Source organism: Bifidobacterium sp. ESL0763, from assembly GCF_029433395.1.
Taxonomy (GTDB): domain Bacteria; phylum Actinomycetota; class Actinomycetes; order Actinomycetales; family Bifidobacteriaceae; genus Bifidobacterium.
Map to the genome: position 1 here is coordinate 1,652,748 of NZ_JAQTHW010000002.1, position 17,105 is coordinate 1,669,852.

The 17,105-nt window shown below is 65.1% G+C and carries 16 protein-coding genes; 8 read left to right on the forward strand and 8 right to left on the reverse strand.

The features are described 5' to 3' along the window. Nucleotides 1-200 precede the first annotated feature (200 nt). Nucleotides 201-1,661 (reverse strand): NADP-dependent phosphogluconate dehydrogenase, encoded by a 1,461-nt coding sequence (gene gndA, locus PT282_RS07425; RefSeq protein WP_277168887.1) that lies wholly within the window; start codon nt 1,659-1,661, stop codon nt 201-203. Nucleotides 1,662-2,320: 659 nt separating this feature from the next. Then, nucleotides 2,321-3,145, reverse strand: a complete 825-nt coding sequence (locus PT282_RS07430; RefSeq protein WP_277168888.1) for a tyrosine-protein phosphatase — start codon at nt 3,143-3,145, stop codon at nt 2,321-2,323. Nucleotides 3,146-3,359: 214 nt separating this feature from the next. On the opposite strand from PT282_RS07430, the gene PT282_RS07435 reads away from it, so the two are divergent. After that, entirely contained in the window at nt 3,360-5,135 is a 1,776-nt protein-coding gene (locus tag PT282_RS07435) for a glycoside hydrolase family 13 protein (protein WP_277168889.1), read from the forward strand. A gap of 33 nt (nt 5,136-5,168) precedes the next feature. Here PT282_RS07435 and PT282_RS07440 read toward each other — a convergent pair whose 3' ends face one another. From PT282_RS07440 to PT282_RS07450, 3 genes are read right to left on the reverse strand one after another with little or no spacing between them, the layout of a single operon-like run. After that, on the reverse strand, nt 5,169-5,474 hold the full coding sequence (locus tag PT282_RS07440) for a HigA family addiction module antitoxin (protein WP_277168890.1): 306 nt from the start codon (nt 5,472-5,474) through the stop codon (nt 5,169-5,171). After that, nucleotides 5,446-5,733 carry a type II toxin-antitoxin system RelE/ParE family toxin gene (locus tag PT282_RS07445; RefSeq protein WP_277168891.1) on the reverse strand — a complete coding sequence of 96 codons (288 nt, stop codon included), beginning with the start codon at nt 5,731-5,733 and terminating at the stop codon, nt 5,446-5,448. Before PT282_RS07445 ends, PT282_RS07440 begins: the two co-directional genes overlap by 29 nt. Nucleotides 5,734-5,783: 50 nt before the next feature. Continuing rightward, entirely contained in the window at nt 5,784-6,482 is a 699-nt protein-coding gene (locus PT282_RS07450; RefSeq protein ID WP_277168892.1) for a histidine phosphatase family protein, read from the reverse strand. Nucleotides 6,483-6,583: 101 nt separating this feature from the next. Here PT282_RS07450 and PT282_RS07455 point away from each other — a divergent pair, with 101 nt between their 5' ends. From PT282_RS07455 to PT282_RS07485, 7 genes are all read left to right on the forward strand, one after another. Further along, entirely contained in the window at nt 6,584-7,111 is a 528-nt protein-coding gene (locus PT282_RS07455) for a DUF4235 domain-containing protein (RefSeq protein ID WP_374114154.1), read from the forward strand. A gap of 433 nt (nt 7,112-7,544) precedes the next feature. Then, complete coding sequence (locus PT282_RS07460) at nt 7,545-8,642, forward strand: iron-siderophore ABC transporter substrate-binding protein (RefSeq protein ID WP_277168893.1); 1,098 nt, start codon at nt 7,545-7,547, stop codon at nt 8,640-8,642. A gap of 139 nt (nt 8,643-8,781) precedes the next feature. Next, nucleotides 8,782-9,855: an iron ABC transporter permease gene (locus PT282_RS07465; RefSeq protein WP_277168894.1), complete on the forward strand. Its 1,074-nt coding sequence runs from the start codon at nt 8,782-8,784 to the stop codon at nt 9,853-9,855. Nucleotide 9,856: 1 nt separating this feature from the next. Further along, on the forward strand, nt 9,857-11,032 hold the full coding sequence (locus PT282_RS07470; protein ID WP_277168895.1) for an iron chelate uptake ABC transporter family permease subunit: 1,176 nt from the start codon (nt 9,857-9,859) through the stop codon (nt 11,030-11,032). A gap of 1 nt (nt 11,033) precedes the next feature. After that, nucleotides 11,034-11,900 (forward strand): ABC transporter ATP-binding protein, encoded by an 867-nt coding sequence (locus PT282_RS07475; RefSeq protein ID WP_277168896.1) that lies wholly within the window; start codon nt 11,034-11,036, stop codon nt 11,898-11,900. Nucleotides 11,901-12,079: 179 nt separating this feature from the next. Next, nucleotides 12,080-13,270, forward strand: a complete 1,191-nt coding sequence (locus tag PT282_RS07480; protein WP_277168897.1) for a siderophore-interacting protein — start codon at nt 12,080-12,082, stop codon at nt 13,268-13,270. Between the two features lie 236 nt (nt 13,271-13,506). Continuing rightward, a complete protein-coding gene (locus tag PT282_RS07485) occupies nt 13,507-14,277 on the forward strand; it encodes a nitroreductase family protein (protein WP_277168988.1) in 771 nt (256 codons plus the stop codon). A gap of 190 nt (nt 14,278-14,467) precedes the next feature. Here PT282_RS07485 and PT282_RS07490 read toward each other — a convergent pair whose 3' ends face one another. The 3 genes from PT282_RS07490 to PT282_RS07500 all read right to left on the reverse strand — a co-directional run bounded on the left by PT282_RS07490 (nt 14,468) and on the right by PT282_RS07500 (nt 16,546). Then, complete coding sequence (locus PT282_RS07490; protein WP_277168898.1) at nt 14,468-14,986, reverse strand: ClbS/DfsB family four-helix bundle protein; 519 nt, start codon at nt 14,984-14,986, stop codon at nt 14,468-14,470. Between the two features lie 114 nt (nt 14,987-15,100). Beyond that, entirely contained in the window at nt 15,101-15,364 is a 264-nt protein-coding gene (locus PT282_RS07495; RefSeq protein ID WP_277168899.1) for a hypothetical protein, read from the reverse strand. Between the two features lie 246 nt (nt 15,365-15,610). After that, nucleotides 15,611-16,546, reverse strand: coding sequence for an aldo/keto reductase family oxidoreductase (locus PT282_RS07500; RefSeq protein ID WP_277168900.1), 936 nt, complete (start codon nt 16,544-16,546; stop codon nt 15,611-15,613). Nucleotides 16,547-17,105: the final 559 nt, after the last annotated feature.

A 17,105-nucleotide genomic window follows, 5' to 3' on the forward strand; every position in this document is an offset into this window, starting at 1 on the left:
CGCTCGGCACGGCCACCAGCACCCAACACTGGTACCATCGCCGCCAACACTCCAATACGATACGAAAAATCCTACCGGAACCAATGATTTCGGTAGGATTTTCTCGTTTCCGGACGCACGCATGAACGTGCGCCCGCAAGCCTTCGCATAAGCCTCAGACGAGACTCACACGAGGCTTAGTCGAACATCAGCACGAACGCTCAGTCGCTCATCTTCTCCTCGGGGCGGTCTTCCTGCGCCCAGAGGGTGTGGAAGGTGCCGGGCTCGTCGACGCGGCCATAGGTGTGGGCGCCGAAGAAGTCACGCTGGGCCTGGATGATCGTGGCGGGCAGGCGCTTGGAACGCAGGCCGTCGTAGTAGGAAAGCGAGGTCGAGAAGACCGGCGCGGGCACGCCGCAGAGCGCGGCCTTGGCCACCACGCGACGCCAGGAATCCTGCGCCTTCTCGACGGCGGTCTTGAAGTACGGCGCGAAGAGCAGCGAGACGTTGGCCGCGCCGGACTCGAACGCGTCGGAGACGACGTTGAGGAACTGAGCGCGGATGATGCAGCCGCCACGCCAGATGCGCGCCACGGCCGCGAGGTCGATCTTCCAGTCGTACTGCTTGGCGCCGTCGCTGATCTCCTCGAAGCCCTGGGCGTAGGAGACGATCTTGGAGGCGTAGAGCGCCTGGCGAATGTCCTCGATGAAGGCCTTGCGCTCGTCGTCGGAGGCGAACTCGAGCTTGCCGCTGGGGCCGGTGAGGTTCTGCTTGGCGGCCTCGTCACGCACCTCGGTCTGGCTGGAGAGGCCACGCGCGAAGACGCCCTCGGCGATGGCGGTGACCGGGGTGCCCGTCTCGAGGGCGGTCTCGACCGTCCAGGTGCCGGTGCCCTTCATGCCCGCGTGGTCGAGAATGACGTCGACCAGCGGCTTGCCGGTCTTCTTGTCCTTCTCATGCAGCAGGTCCGCGGTGATCTCGATCAGGTAGGAGTCGAGCTCGGTCTTGTTCCACTCGGTGAACACATCGCCGATCTCGTCAGGGGTCATGCCCATGCCACGGCGCATCAGGTCGTAGCTTTCGGCGATGAGCTGCATGTCGGCGTACTCGATGCCGTTGTGCACCATCTTGACGAAGTGGCCGGCGCCGTTCTCGCCGATATGCGTGACGCAGGGCTCGCCCTCCGCCTGCGCGGCGATGGTCTTGAGGATGGGGCCGAGGGTCTTCCAGGACTCATCGGTGCCGCCGGGCATCAGGGACGGGCCGTTCAGCGCGCCCTCCTCGCCGCCGGAGACGCCACAGCCCACATAGTGCAGGCCGCGGGCGCGGATGGCCTTCTCGCGGCGGATGGTGTCCTTGAAGTAGGAATTGCCGCCGTCGACGATGATGTCGCCCTCGTCCATCGCATCCGCGAGCGCCTGGATCATGGCGTCGGTCGGGGCCCCGGCCTTGACCAGGATGATGGCCGTACGCGGCTTCTTGAGCGAGGCCACGAACTCGTCAACGGTCTTGGTGGGCACGAACTGGCCTTCGTCGCCATGCTCCTTCATCAGCTTCTCGGTACGCTCGTAGTGACGATTGTACAGAGCCACGGTATTGCCATGATGCGCGAGATTCCGCGCGAGATTCGACCCCATGGCCGCCAGGCCGACAACTCCGATGTTTGCTGTTGCTTCCGCCATTGTTTACCTTTCACATCGACAAACCACGCGCCTGCAATCCGCCCGTTCGCCCCGCGCTTTCGCGCACGGCCGACGGTTTGCCCGCACCCATCCGCAGCATGTGCCACGTTGACGCGGATGGCGCGGCCGAGGCCATCGCGGCCCCAGGCGCATACGTCGCTTCCAGTTTATCCCCACGGTGGCCGACACGCATCAATTATCAGCCCAATGAGACAGTTATATCCGCGCCCTCGCATCCGCTCGACCGGATTCCCGTCACATCGTGTTATCCGCCGCTGCGGACCCCGTGGGCTCGCGGCATCGCGGGCAGGGGCCAAGCCGCGCGAAAACAGGCCTTTCGGCGGGGTTGGCGGAGCTACCGGCATCCCTTCGGAACCGTTCGGGCAGGTCCGCTCCGATCCCCGACCACATGGCGAATGCAACGGAAACGGAAACATGCCCGCTGATACAAATGACGGCAACATATGCCCGAAAAGGCAGGTGTCGCCGTCAATATCGGTCTGGCGTTCGCCGTCGCCTACGTCTCAGTCGGCCATATCTCAGTCACCCAGGCCATATATGGCTGTCCGCGAAACCGTGGCCGCGAACTGGCGCCAATGAGGCAAAGCGATGACGGACGGCCGACAAAACCACGAAACCACGAAACCGCCAACGCGCGGTCAGCGCAGGAACATCGCTCGCAGCGCCTCGACCTCGCTGGCGTCCATGCCGTTGCACAGGCAGTAGCGCTCCACCGAGCCGTACTCCTTCTTGATGCCCGCGAGCACCGTGCGCATCAGCTCCGGCGGCGAGGCGAGCATGGCGGTCTGGGCCGCCGAGATCTGGCCGACGCCGTCACCGTCGCCCACCAGGCCCGCCATGATGGCCTTCTTGAACGCGGCGCCGAGGTTGTCGCCGGACTGGGCGTAGCAGGAGACGACCATGTCGTCGCTGACGCCGAGCAAGCTCATCAGGATGCCGGAGGTGATGCCGGTGCGGTCCTTGCCCGCGGTGCAGTGGATGAGCATCGGGTGACCGTCGTCGGTGAGCAGCTTGCGCAGGATGAGCACAATCTGCTCGGCCGAGCCGAAGACGATGTCGTGGTACATCTCGGCCATGTCGATGCCCTTCGCGGTCATCTCCTTGAGGTCGCCGTCGGCGGAGGGATCGGTTTTCAGCAGCGGCACCCGGTCGACGTGGATGTCGTCGGGCAGGGTGTAGGGCCACTCCTCGATCTCGAGCGGGTCGCGCAGGTCGACGACCTCCTTGACGCCCAGCCGGTGCAGATCGTCGACGCCGTGCTCGCCCAGGAAGTTGAGGCCGGCGGTGCGGAAGAAGAGGCCGTCGCGCACCGTGTGGCCGTCCGCGGTCGGGTAGCCGCCGATGCCGCGCGCGTTGGGCACGCCGTCGATCTCGACGCCAGCGCCATCGCCTTCCGGGCGGTAGTCCAGGTACGCCTCGTCGTCCTTGATGTCCTTCGCCCCGCGTGTATCTTCAGCAGCCATGCCATACCTCTTTCATCGATCGCCCCACGGCGAATACCTAACGAATATGCGTACCAGTCTATCGGGCGACGTTGGGAACTGGCTGGGAACCGTCCGCAGGCTGGCGGCGGACTACGCACACGGCGCATAATCGCGTTTGAGGTAGACTCAACATAACCCGACATGGCCGGCCCGACCACGCCGGATTCCATGTTTTTCGCTGAGGAGGACGCCGATGACCGCCAACAACACGCGCGACGATTGGTGGAAGCAGGCCGTCGTCTACCAGGTCTACCCGCGCAGCTTCAAAGACACCGACGGCGACGGCATCGGCGACATCGCGGGCGTCACCGAGAAGATGCCGTACCTGCAGGCGCTGGGCGTCGACGCGATCTGGCTCTCGCCGTTCTACCCCTCCGAGCTGGCCGACGGCGGCTACGACGTGATCGACTACCGCGACGTGGACCCGCGCCTGGGCACCATGGACGACTTCGACCGGATGGTCGCCGCGGCGCACAAAGCCGGCCTCAAGGTGATCGTCGACATCGTGCCCAACCACACCTCCGACCGCCACCGCTTCTTCCGCGAGGCGCTCGAGGCCGGGCGTGGCTCGGCGGCGCGCGACCGCTATATCTTCCGCGAGGGACGCGGCGAGCATGGCGAGCTGCCGCCCAACGACTGGCAGTCGCTCTTCGGCGGCCCAGCCTGGCAGCGCGTCGACGACGGCCAATGGTATTTCCATATCTTCGCCGCCGAGCAGCCCGACCTCAACTGGAAGAACCCGGACGTGCGCGAGGAGTTCGACCGCACGCTGCGCTTCTGGAGCGACCACGGCACCGACGGGTTCCGCATCGACGTGGCGCACGGGCTGGCCAAGGACTTCGACAGCCGGCCGCTCGGGGAGCTCGGGCGCGAGTACACCGTGCAGGACCAGAGCAACCACGACGGGCGCAACCCCATGTGGGACAGGCCCGAGGTGCACGAGATATACAAGGAATGGCGCGCGATCTTCGACGAATACGACCCGCCGCGCTTCGCGGTCGGCGAGGCCTGGGTGGTGCCGGAGCACCAGCACCTCTACGCCTCGCCTGATGAGCTCGGGCAGGTGTTCAACTTCGAGCTCGCGAAGGCCGACTGGGACGCCGGGCGGATGCGCGCCGCCATCGAGGATGGGTTGGAAAGCGCGGAACGCAGCGGCGGCTCGACCTCGACGTGGGTGATGAACAACCATGACATCCCGCGCAGCGCCACCCGCTACGCGCTGCCGCAAGTGCCCGCGCGCGGCAAGCACCGTATCGCCAAGGACTGGATCCTGCGCGACGGCAAGAGCTATTACGAGGACCGGACGCTGGGCACGCGCCGCGCCCGCGCCGCCGTGCTGATGGAGATGGGACTGCCCGGATCCGTCTACGTCTACCAGGGCGAGGAGCTCGGCCTCTTCGAGGTCGCCGACATCCCCTGGGACCGGCTCGAGGACCCGACCGCCTCGCGCACCAGCCGCAACTTCGCCGACAAGGGCCGCGACGGATGCCGGGTGCCGTTGCCATGGGTCACCTCCGACGAGCCGCAGCCGGCCGATTGGAACATGGACTTCGGGCAGGGCGAGTCCTTCGGTTTCTCACCGGCACGCAAGGCCGAGGGCAGCGCGAGCGCCGACCCGCACCTGCCGCAGCCCCTATGGTTCAAGGATTTCGCGGCCGACCGGGAATCGGCTGACGGCTCCTCGATGCTCAGCCTCTACCGCACGGCGCTGCGCCAACGCGCCAAACTGCTGACCGCCACCGGCGACTACACGAGCTTCGACTGGCTGGGCATGGGCCACGACGTGATCGCCTACACGCGCCCGGCCCTCGACCCCGACGGCTCGCCGGCCACCTTCGCCAGCGTCACCAATTTCGGTTCCGTTCCGGTCGCGCTGCCCAAGGGTTCGGTGCTGCTCGCCTCGGCCGAGCTCGACGCCGACGGCCGGCTCCCCCGGGACGCGAGCGCCTGGCTGCTCCTCGACGAGTGAGCGGCTCAAGCGCCTAAACCGAGCCGCAACCGCCTAGGCGACCAGTCTTTTGACCTCTTGCCTGATGCCGGAATCGTCGAAGGTCCTCTCGTCATAATCCATCTGAAGGGTGAGCCAGAAATCGGCGGTCGTGCCCAACGCGAACCCCAGTCGATGCGCCATGGGCACGGTGATGCTTCGCTTGCCATGCAGGATCTCGCCGACGGCGGTCTCACTGACATGCATGGCATGCGCCAGCTTGTAGGCGCTGATTTTCAGTGGTTCCAAAAACTCCTCGCGCAGGATTTCTCCCGGCGTGCTCACGAATGTGCTAGCGGTGGTAGTCATCGAAATAGACATCACGCGCCTCCTGTTCCCGATCGTCCCAACGGAATACGAGACGATACTGCTGATTGACCCGAATGCTCCAGAACCCATCCAGATCACCACGCAAGCGTTCCAGATGGTTTCCCGGCGGCACCATCAGATCATGCAACGCGCATGCCGCATTGAGCATCTGCAACTTGCGCATCAACGGTCTGGCGAGTCCCATCGGATACCCGCGAGGGTAAACGCCCTCCCTCCAGAAACGCTCGAGTTTTCTTAAATCTATCTCCATGTCACTATACTAACGAGCAGCGTTAGTATACGCAACCCGGAAATCCAGCCTCAGTCGTTCCAGTGCTCGATGACGCGGTCGTTCTTGTAGTAGCCCAGCACCGAATAGTGCGCGGTGTCGAAACGCAGCAGGCGCCCCTCGCGCGGGTCGACGCCCAGCCATTGCGAGGTGACGATGCGCAGGATGTGGGCATGGGCGACGAACAGGACGTTGTGGCCGGCGAGAATCAACGGCTCTACCTTGTCGATGACGCGCCTGGCGCGGGCCGCGGCCTGTTCGACGGTCTCGCCGTCGCCGTTGTGGACGTTGACCGTCCTGCCCTCGTCGATGGTGCAGGTCCAGTCGCCTTTCAGTGAGGCGGGCAGCTTCTCCGGTCCCTCGTCCCACACGCACCACTCGTGGCCCAGCGCGGCGCTGACCTCCTCGCGCCTGTGGCCTTCTGCGGGGCCGTAGTCCCACTCCATCAGGTCGTCGAGTCTCTCGAAATCGGAATAGCCTGCCAGCTGCGCGGTCTCGGCGGCGCGGTGCAGCGGACTGCAGAAGACGTGGCCGTGCCCGAAACCGTTCGGGAATGCCTTGCGCAGCCGGTCGCCGCCGTCCAACGCCTGCCGCCTGCCCTCGACGTTGAGCGGCACATCCGTACGTCCTGTATATTGCCCGGTGACGCTCCACGCCGTCTGCCCATGGCGCAGCAGCACGAGATAGCCGGGATTCGAGGCACCTTCGCCCGAAGTAAGATAATCACTCATGCCATTACTGTAACTCGGGCAGCGGAGCGGAGCGCGCCGAGATGGCACCGCCAGGCGCGAAGAACCGGGCAGCGGCCGGCGCCAGCGCCTATCATGGAGATATGCACGCACGACACAGCAAGACGGCGGTCCGGGAGGCCGAGAAGGCCGAGGCCTCCGCTTTGGCGACCTCGCCCTCCGGCTCCGAGCCCGCATCTCCGTCGGTTTCGCCGTCCGCGACGTCGGCATCGTCAGCCTCTTCGCCCGCGTCAACTGCTTCGGCCTCGGCGGACCGCATCGTCGAGACCCTGCATCGCGTAGACAGGAAAGTGGAAGCCATGCGCCAGAACCGTTTGCAAGACCCGGACACCCTGGGCGACAAGATCTTCAAGTTCGCGTTCCCCACCCTGCTGGGCGCGGTGGCCGGCAAGGCGTTCAAGTCCGTCTGGGACAGCTTGGTCGCCGGCGGGCGTTCGGCGGGCAAGGGACCCAGGTCCGGTGGCGCCGAGGAAGCCGAGCAGCAGGGACTGGTGGCCAGCGTCATCTTCGCCGCGGCCTCGGCGGCGTTCGGCTCGGTGATCTCCACGCTGGGCACGCGCGGCTCCAACGCGCTGGTGACCCGCCGCCGCAACCGCCGCAACGCCAAGTAGGCCATAGCTTCTGCCAGGCGAGGGAGGGCACGCGGCCGACGCCGACTGCCATTCTTTCGGTTGCCCAATCACTGTTTCATCGGCATTCATCCCATTATCCGTTCGTCGTTTATCCACCATCCATGTGGCATCCGCCCGCCGTTTACTTATCTACCCATCCGATATCCGCGCGCCATCCATGCGACGCCACCCAATAGCCATTCGGCATTCCCGCCGTTTATTCATCATCCGGCATCCGTCCATCCATTATCCACACCCCGCATCCATCGCCATAATGTGACCTGGCCCACATAACGTCTCCACGAGCCTCGATTAGCACAAAACGATGAAAAAACAAGTCTTTTTATCCTGTGGTTTCACTGTTAGATTGGCTTTCAACAACGTTGCTTCGGCGATCGGCGCCGAAATCATGCCAGCCAACCGAGGAGAAACCATGTCACTCACATCATCATCGCCACACCGGCTCGGCCACACGCTCGTCCGCGCCACCGCCGCGCTCGTCGCCGTCGCCTCGTTGGGCGCCCTCGCCGCGTGCGGAACGTCGGGCAGCGCCGGCAAGGGCGCGGAGCAGTCGCAGTCCGCGAGCGCCGGCAAATCCGCCAAAACCCAGGGTTTCCCCGTCACCATCAAGCACGTCTACGGCACCACGACCATCAAGTCCAAGCCGACGCGCGTGGCGACCGTGGGCTGGGGCACGCCGGACAACCTCATCGCCCTGGGCGTCACCCCGGTGAGCATCCAGAAGAACACCTTCGGCAAGACCACGCACGGCGGCTTCCTGCCCTGGACCTACTCCGCGCTGCAGAAGGTCGGCGTGAAACCCGCCGACATGCCGCAGCTGCACGACGAGTCCGACGGCGTGGACGTGGAGGCCATCGCCGCCGCCAAGCCCGACCTCATCCTCGGCATGCAGTCCGGGATGACCCGCGGCGAATACCAGAAGCTCAGCGAGATCGCACCGACCGTCGCCTACCAGAAAGTCTCGTGGGGCGACCCGTGGCGCGGCATGATCCGCACGACCGCGCAGGCCCTGGGCGAGCCCGACAAGGGCGACAAGCTCGTCGCCTCGCTCGAGTCGCAGCTCAAGTCCGACGCCGCGCAATACCCGCAGCTGAATGGCAAGACCGGCGCGGTGATGAGCTTCGATGCCTCCAAGCTCTCCAGCTTCAGCGTCTACACCACCACCGACGTGCGCCCGCAGCTGCTGAACGACCTCGGCCTGAAGACCCCGGCCTCCGTGGCCAAGCTCTCGCGCGGCACCACGAAGTTCTACAAGGACGTCTCGGCCGAGAACGCCGACCAGTTCAAGGACGTCGACGTCATCGTCACCTACGGCACGCCCGACTTGCTCGCCGCGATGCAGAAGGACCCGCTGCTCTCCAAGATCCCGGCCGTCAAGCGCGGCTCGGTGGTGGTCGTCGACAACGATTCCGAGATGGCCAACGCACTGGACCCGAGCGCCCTGTCGATCCAGCAGACAGACGCGCAGTACGCCAAGCTGCTGGCCGACGCCGCCGCCAAGGTGCAGTGACCCAGCATCGGTATCCTGCTAGTTTTCGTACGTTTTGGACAGCCAAAACAGCCGAAAACTAGCGGGATTGTCTTGTTTCTAGCAGGACGACCACCAACAGACCCGGCAACGGACCCGACAGCGAGAGGAGGGAAGCACGATGAGTGACCACGCACAGACGTCTGCGCAGCCTGCACATTCGGCTGCCATGCAGCCGGCCGACACTCATGCCCACGGCACGCACAGGCTCGGCACACCGGCACTGTACGCGCTGCTGATCATCGCCCTCCTCGCGCTGTCGCTGCTCTCGGTCATGTTCGGCTCACGCATCGTCACCCCGGCCGACGTGGCACGCGCCCTGACCTCCGACGCCTCCGACATCGCGGCCACGGCGGTGCGCACCCGCCTGCCGCGCACGGTGCTCGGCATCCTCATCGGCGTGGCCCTGGCGCTGGCCGGAGCGCTGATGCAGGGCGTCTCGCGCAACCCGCTGGCCGACCCGTCGCTGCTCGGCCTCAACACCGGCGCCGCGTTCGCCATCGTCCTGTCGATCGCGTTTTTCGATCTTTCCACGCCTGCCGCCTACGTCTGGGTGGCGCTGCTCGGCTCGGCCGTCACGGCGGGCCTGGTCTGGCTCATCGGCTCCATCGGCCATTTCGGCGCCACCCCGCTCAAACTCACCCTCGCCGGCGCGGTGCTGAGCGCCGTGCTCAGTTCGCTGACCAGCGCCGTGCTGCTGCCGCGCACGCAGACCATGGCCACCTATCGCTTCTGGCAGGTCGGCGGCATCTCCGGGGCCCGCTTCGGCCTGATGCTGCCGATCCTGCCGCTGTTGGCCGTGGGGGCCGTCGTCGCGTTCGCCGTGGCCCCCGCGCTCAACGCGTTGGCGCTCGGCGACGAGCTGGCGGCCGGGCTGGGGGCGAGACTCGGGCTTGTCCGCCTCGTGGCATGGACGGGCGCGGTCCTGCTCTGCTCCGGCGCGACGGCGCTGGCCGGTCCGATCGGTTTCGTCGGACTGGTCATCCCGCATGCCGCACGGCTCATCGTCGGTTCGGATTACCGCCGCATCATGCCGCTGAGCGCGTTGCTGGGCCCGGTGCTGCTGCTCGCAGCCGACGTACTCGGTCGCGTCATCACCCGCCCCGCCGACGTGGAGGTCGGCATCGTCACCGCCATCATCGGCGCCCCGGTCTTCCTCGCGCTGATCCGACGTCGCAAAGTAAGCGAGGTGTGACATGGCGAAACCCTCGTCACCATCGTCTTCGGCATCGTCGCCGGTCGCGCACGCGTCCTCGCAATTTCCGGTTCGCAGCATCGCCGACACCACATCGCAGGCCGCCATCACAGCAACGGTTTCCGACGACGAAGCACTCATCGCCATCCGCCTGCGCCGCTCCCGCCGCCGCGAACATCTGCGTTCCGCAGCAGTCACCACGTTGCTCTTGGTCTTGCTGGTCGCGCTTGCCTACGTCGACCTCGCCTTCGGCCACGAGCTCTATTCGTTCTCTGACATCGTCTCGGTCGCCGAGGCCAAGCTCGCCGGCGGCGACCCGGTGCCCGGACTGAGCTTCGTCATCGCCGAGCTGCGAGCGCCACGCGTGGCCGTCGGAGCCTTGTGCGGCCTGGCGTTCGGCCTCGCAGGCGCGACGTTCCAGCACATCCTGCGCAACATCATGGCCAGCCCCGACATCATCGGCATCACCGCCGGCGCCAACACCGCGGCCGCCTTCGGCATCGTCGTCCTCGGCCTTTCCGGCCTGAGGCTCTCGGCCTTCGCCCTGATCGGCGGACTGGCCACGGCCGCCCTGGTCATCGCGTTGGCCTGGGAGGGCGGCACTCCGAGCATCGGCAAGCTCATCCTCATGGGCATCGGACTGGCCGCGGCGCTCAACGCGGTGAGCTCGTGGATCCTCATCCGCGCCGACCAGTGGGACATGCAGTCGGCGCAGCGCTGGCTCACCGGCTCGCTCGCCGACGCCGCATGGCCACAGGTCGCGCCCATCGCCGTGGTCGTCATCGTGGCGGGGCTGGCGTTGACCGCGCTCAACCCGCACGTCGACATGCTGCGTTTCGGCCCGAAGCTGGCCACCGGCCTGGGAGTGCGCGTCGCACGCACGCAGATCGCGGCGATGCTGCTGGCCGTCGTCCTGCTTTCGGCCGCCACCGCCACCAGCGGTCCCATCGCATTCGTCGCCTTCCTCTCCGGCCCCATCGCCGCGCGTCTGGCGGGCCCCGGCAAACCGGCCATCGGCCGCGCGGGAATCGTCGGCGCCTGCCTCGTGTTGGCCTCCGACATCGTCGCACAGCATCTGCCGCAGGCGCATGTGCCGGTCGGCGTGGTCACCAGTCTGATCGGAGGGCCTATTCTGGTGATACTCATGATTCGCATGGCCCGCGGCAAGAAGGTTTGATATGACGACGCTCACCAGTCACGACGCCGACCACCAGCATCTGCCCCACGCCTTCGAGGCCCGGCATATCGCACTGGCCTACGACGGCCACGAGGTCGTGCCGGATTTCTCGCTGACCGTCCCCGCCCATCAGGTCGGTGCCATCATCGGCCCGAACGGCTGCGGCAAGTCCACTGTGCTCAAGGCGTTGGCGCGCCTGCTGAAACCGACGCACGGGTCGGTCATCCTCGACGGCAAATCCATCAACACCCTGCCCACCCGCGAGGTGGCCACCAAGGTCGGACTGCTGCCGCAGAGCCCCACCGCGCCGGAGGGCATCACCATCGCCGACCTCATCACCCGCGGCCGCTACCCCTACCACGGACTGCGCGGCGGCTGGAACACCGACGACGAACAGGCGGTCGCGCACGCGCTCAACGCCACGGGCCTGGCCGGCCTCGCGGACCGCTCGCTCGACGAGGTCTCCGGCGGCCAGCGGCAACGCGCCTGGATCGCCCTGGCGCTGGCCCAGGAGACGGACATCCTGCTGCTCGACGAGCCTACCACCTACCTCGATATCGCCTACCAGATCGAGGTGCTTGACCTGCTGAGCTACCTGAACGCCAGCGAGGGCGTCACCGTGGTGATGGTCTTGCACGACCTGAGCCTCGCCGCGCGCTACGCCGACTGGATGGTCGCCATCGACCACGGCCGGATCGCCGCGCAAGGCACCCCGGGCGAGGTCGTCACCGAATCGCTGCTCCACGACGTGTTCGGCCTCAACGCCAGCGTCACCACCGACCCCGGCACCGGCCTGCCGATCATGGTCCCCGCCGCCACTCACTCGCTCAAGGCCCAGCGCGAGGCATATGCACGGAAGGCATCATGACCGATCATCGGACCAAATCGCAAGAAATGTCAGCCGTCAAGCCGTCATCGGCCAATGAAACGGCGAACACCGCATGCCACATTGTCCGTCACCATGAACCGGCAGACCATTCGGAACCATCCCCCGCAAACGCCACAACTTCGACGGCATCGACATCGGACCCGCAGCAAGAAGATTCCGTGCCCGCCCAAACATCGCCGGACGTTGACGCCGCCAATGACATCAACATCGCCGATGAGACCGCCGAACAATCCGCTGCAGACCTGCCAATGGAACCACCGGCGTTCCAGCCATACCTGGTCAGTGTGGCCCGCAAGCGCCGGCTATCGCCCCACTTCATGCGCATCGTCTTCGCCGGCAGCGAGCTCGGCCACTTCGGCACCGACGGCTATGACCAGCGCATCAAGGTGATGCTGCCGATGACGCTCACCCACCCCGAGACCTGGCATTCCCGGCAACCCTGGGCCGATCCACTACTCTTCGACCCCGCCTCCATCGCGCATGGCGGCTGGTGGGATCAGTGGCGTGCGCTGCCGCCCGGACGCCGCAACGTCTTCCGCACCTACACCGTGCGCGCGGTCGACCAGGCCTCCCGCGAGGTGACCGTCGACTTCGTGCTGCACGACGACGCCGGCCCGGCCGGCACCTTCGCCGCCACCTGCCGACCGGGAGATGCCGCCGTCCTCATCGGCCCCAACGCCCACTCAACGGACTCGGCCCTCGGCATCGATTTCCATCCCGATCGCATGGAACCCGACGGCGAATCCGGCCTTCTTCGCGACCAGTCGCGCACTGCTCCGACCCTGCTCGTCGGTGACGAGACCGCCACACCCGCCATCGCCGCCATCCTCGAAGGCCTTGCGCGCGACTCATGGACGGGCCGTGTCGACGCCTTCATCGAAGTGCCCCGCACCGGCGATTTCCTACGGCTCTCCGGCCCGCAAGGCAGCGCAATCCATTGGGTCGCGCGCGACGACGCCCCACGCGGCGCGCGCCTGCTGACCGCGCTCAGCGCATGGTGCAGCCATACCGCCATCGACAATCCGCACGATTCCGCTGCCGCAGGTGACCCCGCCGGAATCAATGACACCGATACCGTCACCGTCATCACCGGCACCGATACCGCGCATCCCGAAACATCCGAACAGCCTGCGCGCACAATCGACCCAATCAAACGCATATCCAATCAAAACAAACGCATATTCAGCCGCCCGGCTCCGCCCTTCAATCCCGCCACCACGTACTGCTGGCTGGCGGGCGAGGCGACGCTCGTACGCAGCGCCCGCCGGCTCCTGGTCAATGAATTCGCCGTTGCGAAGGCCCATATCTCGTTCATGGGCTACTGGCGCGAGGGCAAGGCCGAGCTCTGAGTACCGAGTCCATCGTCACCTCGCCAGACATACATGAACATGAACATGCACCTGTGCGTGTGAATATACATAACCGTCTCGCAAATGCTCGAAAACCAAGCAAACATAACTAACTAGACGTTCGCGACACCCCGGTCTCATTACCCACAGCGGAAAACCGCGCCGCCTCTTCCACCCCTTGTTGAGAGAATGGAACCATGACAGAACATACCGAAACCGCGCCCGCGCGCGAAGACCTGCGCACCAACGAAACCATCGAGACCCCGCTGAACCGCCGCTCGATCCGCAAGTTCAAGCCCGAGGCCGTCGACAGCCAGACTGTCGCCACGCTCGAAGTGGTGGCGCAGCACGCCGCCTCCAGCCAGTACCTGCAGGACTGGTCCGCCATCCGCGTCGAGGATCCGGCCATCAAGCAGGCCATCGCCGAGATCGGCCACCAAACCTACATCGCCGAGGCTCCGCTGCTCTACATCTTCGTCGCCGACGAGCACCGCAACGCCGCCATCGCCACGCGTAAGGGCGTCGACGTGCACGCCGACGAGTTCACCCTGAACTCCAGCTACCGCTTCTCGCAGGCGCAGAACGACGCCGTGCTCGCCCTGCACGCCATGGAGACGGCCGCCTATTCGCTCGGCCTGGGCTGCGTGATCCTCGGCTCGGTGCTGAACGACCCGCGCAAGCTCATCGCCACGCTGCACCTGCCGGAGTTCACCTACCCGGTGCTGGGCCTCGCCATCGGTAAGCCCGATCAGGCGCCCGCGCTGAAGCCCCGCATGGAGCGCGACGACCAGTTCTTCACCGACTTCTACCCCGCCGACGACGCGCAGCTGCTCCACGGCCTCGACGCCTTCGACGGCACCGTGCACCAGTACTACGACCTGCGCAACACCGACCGCCCCGTCGACGCCTTCAGCGACCAGATCGCCAACAACGCCGTCGACCGCGGCGTCTTCAGCCGCTCCGTCACGCCCGTGGCCGAGGACCAGCATTTCCGCTTCGACCGCTGAGCCGCATCAATACACCGACGCTATACGAATGCCTCCGAAACGCCGAAATTCAAGCGCCTCAGAGGCATTAGCGTATATATGAGGCCGCATCCTCACGCGAACGCGCACTCTCTCCGACTTTCAGCGCGTCAAATCATCCATTCCAATGGCGACGGTACCCCACAACCAATGTCGCCATGCTTACCGAACATCACAAAACGTCCTTTTTCCATTTCCTGATTGTTGTCCTGAACGTTTTGAAAGGTGCAACAGTGTTGATGTGTATGAACTTCCACACCGGCCATACAGCCGTTTTAGTGGCCTCATCCGCCCATCGCCGTTGATGCGTATTGAAAACCTCATCTTCCGACATAGTGTCAATCATGGTAAGAATGTCGGCCACGTTGGCTTCAAGCCTCTCTCTAAGCTCCCGCAATGGCAGCCCCGCATACGTGTCCGTGAACCAACGATACAGGTCGCCCAGCTGATTCCATGCGTATCGGTCGGATGGCGTGCGCACCTGCCGCCCCGCACGCTCGTCGCGCTCCCATTGCAGAAGCAGGGTGGTCCATCCGACTTGGTACGCAAGGTTTTCCGCGGGTGTCCGATCGACATCCTCGCACCGTTTGTCTTTCAACGCCTCCGGGATCTCGTCGAACTCCGCGATGTACTTGCCGTATGCCTTTCGAATTGTGCTTTTCAGGTCCTCTTTGCCTTGATATGTCTGCATTTCCGCGACCTCCGCGTCCGAATTCCGTCAGCGTCCACATGACACCGCGAATCACCAGACAACGCCGTCCAAGTATTATCCCACATCTTAGCCATGTCCACCATCGTTACGCCGCTAGCGCCGCCTCGGTTTGAAGCCACGCTTGCGCGAGCGTGGCTTTCCTTGTCGCGTGGCCTGTGCACCCATGCCACGCAACAGATGTTCCTCTTTGGGATCGTGGTGCGTCAGATGCCATCCGCCGCAGTATTCGCACCGGTAGACCCACAGCTCGGCCCCGCGCTCGATAAGACCCTGCCGGGCGGCGCGCTCGGCCTGGGCCTTGTCGTGGTAGATGATCTTGCGCGAGCTGGCGCAGCGTTTCGGGGTGAAGTAGTGCACACCTCCACCCTACCAACGCGGGCTTACGGCGTCTTATGCCGTTACGACATTCGTCTCGCTTGCTATTCACATGGTATGTAGCCAAATCGACCATCCAGGCTACAAACCCATGATGAAGGAGTTCCTTATCGTGTGTTTGCGGCATGAACAAGACCGAAAGCTACAAACCCATGACAAAGCGTTTCCTCATCATGGGTTTGTAGCTTGGATGCGACCACCAAGGTTCACTTATGAAGCATGAACACCTTACGGCAGGTCGTTGCCGGCGGCCACGTAGAGGTCGTACCATTCCTGCGCGCCCAGCTCCACGTCGGCTCCGGCCATCATCTCATTGAGACGGCTCGGCGTCATCGACCCCAGCAGAACTTGCATGCGCGCGGGGTGCCGCAGGATCCACGCCACGGCGATCGCGTTCTTGGTCACGCCGTGCGCGTCGGCCACGCGCTGCAGGGCCTCGTTGAGCTCGGGGAACTTCGGGTTGTCGATGAACACGCCCTCGAAGAAGCCGTACTGGAAGGGGCTCCACGCCTGGATGGTCATGTGCCGCAGCCGCGAATAGCTGATCAGTCCGCCGTCATGGTCAAGGCTCGGCGCATCGGCCATGTTGACGTGGAACTCCTGCTGCACCATGCCCGTGTGCCCCAGCCCGAACTGCAGCTGGTTGACCTCGAGCTTCTGGTCGAGGGCGCTCTGCAGCATCTCGACCTGCGAGGGATTGACGTTGCTGACGCCGAAATGCCGCACCTTGCCGCTGTTCTGCAGCTCGTTGAATGCCTCGGCCAACCCGTCGAGCTCCACCAGGGTGTCCGGCCGGTGCAGCAGGACGAAGTCCACATAGTCCGTCCCCAGGTTGCGCAGCTCACCGTCGAGCGCGGCGAGCAGGTGGTCCTTGGAGAAGTCGTACCGGGTAATCTTGCCGTCGGTGCCTTTGAAGATGCCGAACTTGGTCTGCACATAGACCGAGCCGCGGTCGACCTTGAGCCCTCGCAGTGCCTGCCCGAACCGACGGCTGCTCTCGCCGCCCTCGTAACTGTCGGCGGTGTCGAAGAAGTTCACGCCGCCGTCCAGGGCCGTCCTGACGACGGTCTCCGCCTCGGCCTCGCTTTTCAAGGCCATTCTCATCACGCCAAGCGCCAGCCGCGAGGCCTTCACGCCCGACGTGCCCAATTCACCGTATCTCATCCATTCCTCCTTGAGCGATGTCTTCAGTCATTTATTCAGTCATTTCCATCATACGGGCCAGCGCCGAGGCGAGCCCACCATACGCCAGCGGCATACCGTCGCAAGCTCCTTCCACAAGCCCGTTCGCCGCTTGCCGCCCCTGCCGTTCTTTGCCCTTTGCGTCTACCGGTTCAGAACACGCTGAAGCACGCTGGCACATACCTGGAGTGCATCGGAGAGCATACGAAACCACAAGCGCATGCGAAAGGGTGCCCACGGCGGTCAACGTCGTGGGCACCCTTGAAGAAAGCCGATTCTTTCCCGGTTACTCATCCATCTCGGGAGCGCGATGCCGGGCGACCATGAAGCCGTCGCCGCGCTTGACGGCCGCCTGACGTGTGTGGGTCTCCCTCTTTCGCGGAAGGACGTATCCGCCGAGGCGCGTGGGGGTCCGGTCGGGGTCCCTCCCGGGACATGCGGGTGTGCGGGGTGTCTCCTGGGTGTGCGAAGGACCCCATGGGAGCCGTAAGGCTCGACCATGGGGTCCTTCCTGGAGTGTGATGCGGCGGCGGGCTACTCT

What these genes read in the sequence shown, in the direction of transcription:
- PT282_RS07475 (WP_277168896.1), top strand. Translation starts at nt 11,034, where the DNA reads ATGACGACGCTCACCAGTCACGACGCCGACCACCAGCATCTGCCCCAC.
- PT282_RS07500 (WP_277168900.1), bottom strand. Translation starts at nt 16,546, where the DNA reads ATGAGATACGGTGAATTGGGCACGTCGGGCGTGAAGGCCTCGCGGCTG.
- PT282_RS07435 (WP_277168889.1), top strand. Translation starts at nt 3,360, where the DNA reads ATGACCGCCAACAACACGCGCGACGATTGGTGGAAGCAGGCCGTCGTC.
- PT282_RS07460 (WP_277168893.1), top strand. Translation starts at nt 7,545, where the DNA reads ATGTCACTCACATCATCATCGCCACACCGGCTCGGCCACACGCTCGTC.
- PT282_RS07455 (WP_374114154.1), top strand. Translation starts at nt 6,584, where the DNA reads ATGCACGCACGACACAGCAAGACGGCGGTCCGGGAGGCCGAGAAGGCC.
- PT282_RS07465 (WP_277168894.1), top strand. Translation starts at nt 8,782, where the DNA reads ATGAGTGACCACGCACAGACGTCTGCGCAGCCTGCACATTCGGCTGCC.
- PT282_RS07490 (WP_277168898.1), bottom strand. Translation starts at nt 14,986, where the DNA reads ATGCAGACATATCAAGGCAAAGAGGACCTGAAAAGCACAATTCGAAAG.
- gndA (WP_277168887.1), bottom strand. Translation starts at nt 1,661, where the DNA reads ATGGCGGAAGCAACAGCAAACATCGGAGTTGTCGGCCTGGCGGCCATG.
- PT282_RS07445 (WP_277168891.1), bottom strand. Translation starts at nt 5,733, where the DNA reads ATGGAGATAGATTTAAGAAAACTCGAGCGTTTCTGGAGGGAGGGCGTT.
- PT282_RS07440 (WP_277168890.1), bottom strand. Translation starts at nt 5,474, where the DNA reads ATGTCTATTTCGATGACTACCACCGCTAGCACATTCGTGAGCACGCCG.
- PT282_RS07470 (WP_277168895.1), top strand. Translation starts at nt 9,857, where the DNA reads ATGGCGAAACCCTCGTCACCATCGTCTTCGGCATCGTCGCCGGTCGCG.
- PT282_RS07450 (WP_277168892.1), bottom strand. Translation starts at nt 6,482, where the DNA reads ATGAGTGATTATCTTACTTCGGGCGAAGGTGCCTCGAATCCCGGCTAT.
- PT282_RS07430 (WP_277168888.1), bottom strand. Translation starts at nt 3,145, where the DNA reads ATGGCTGCTGAAGATACACGCGGGGCGAAGGACATCAAGGACGACGAG.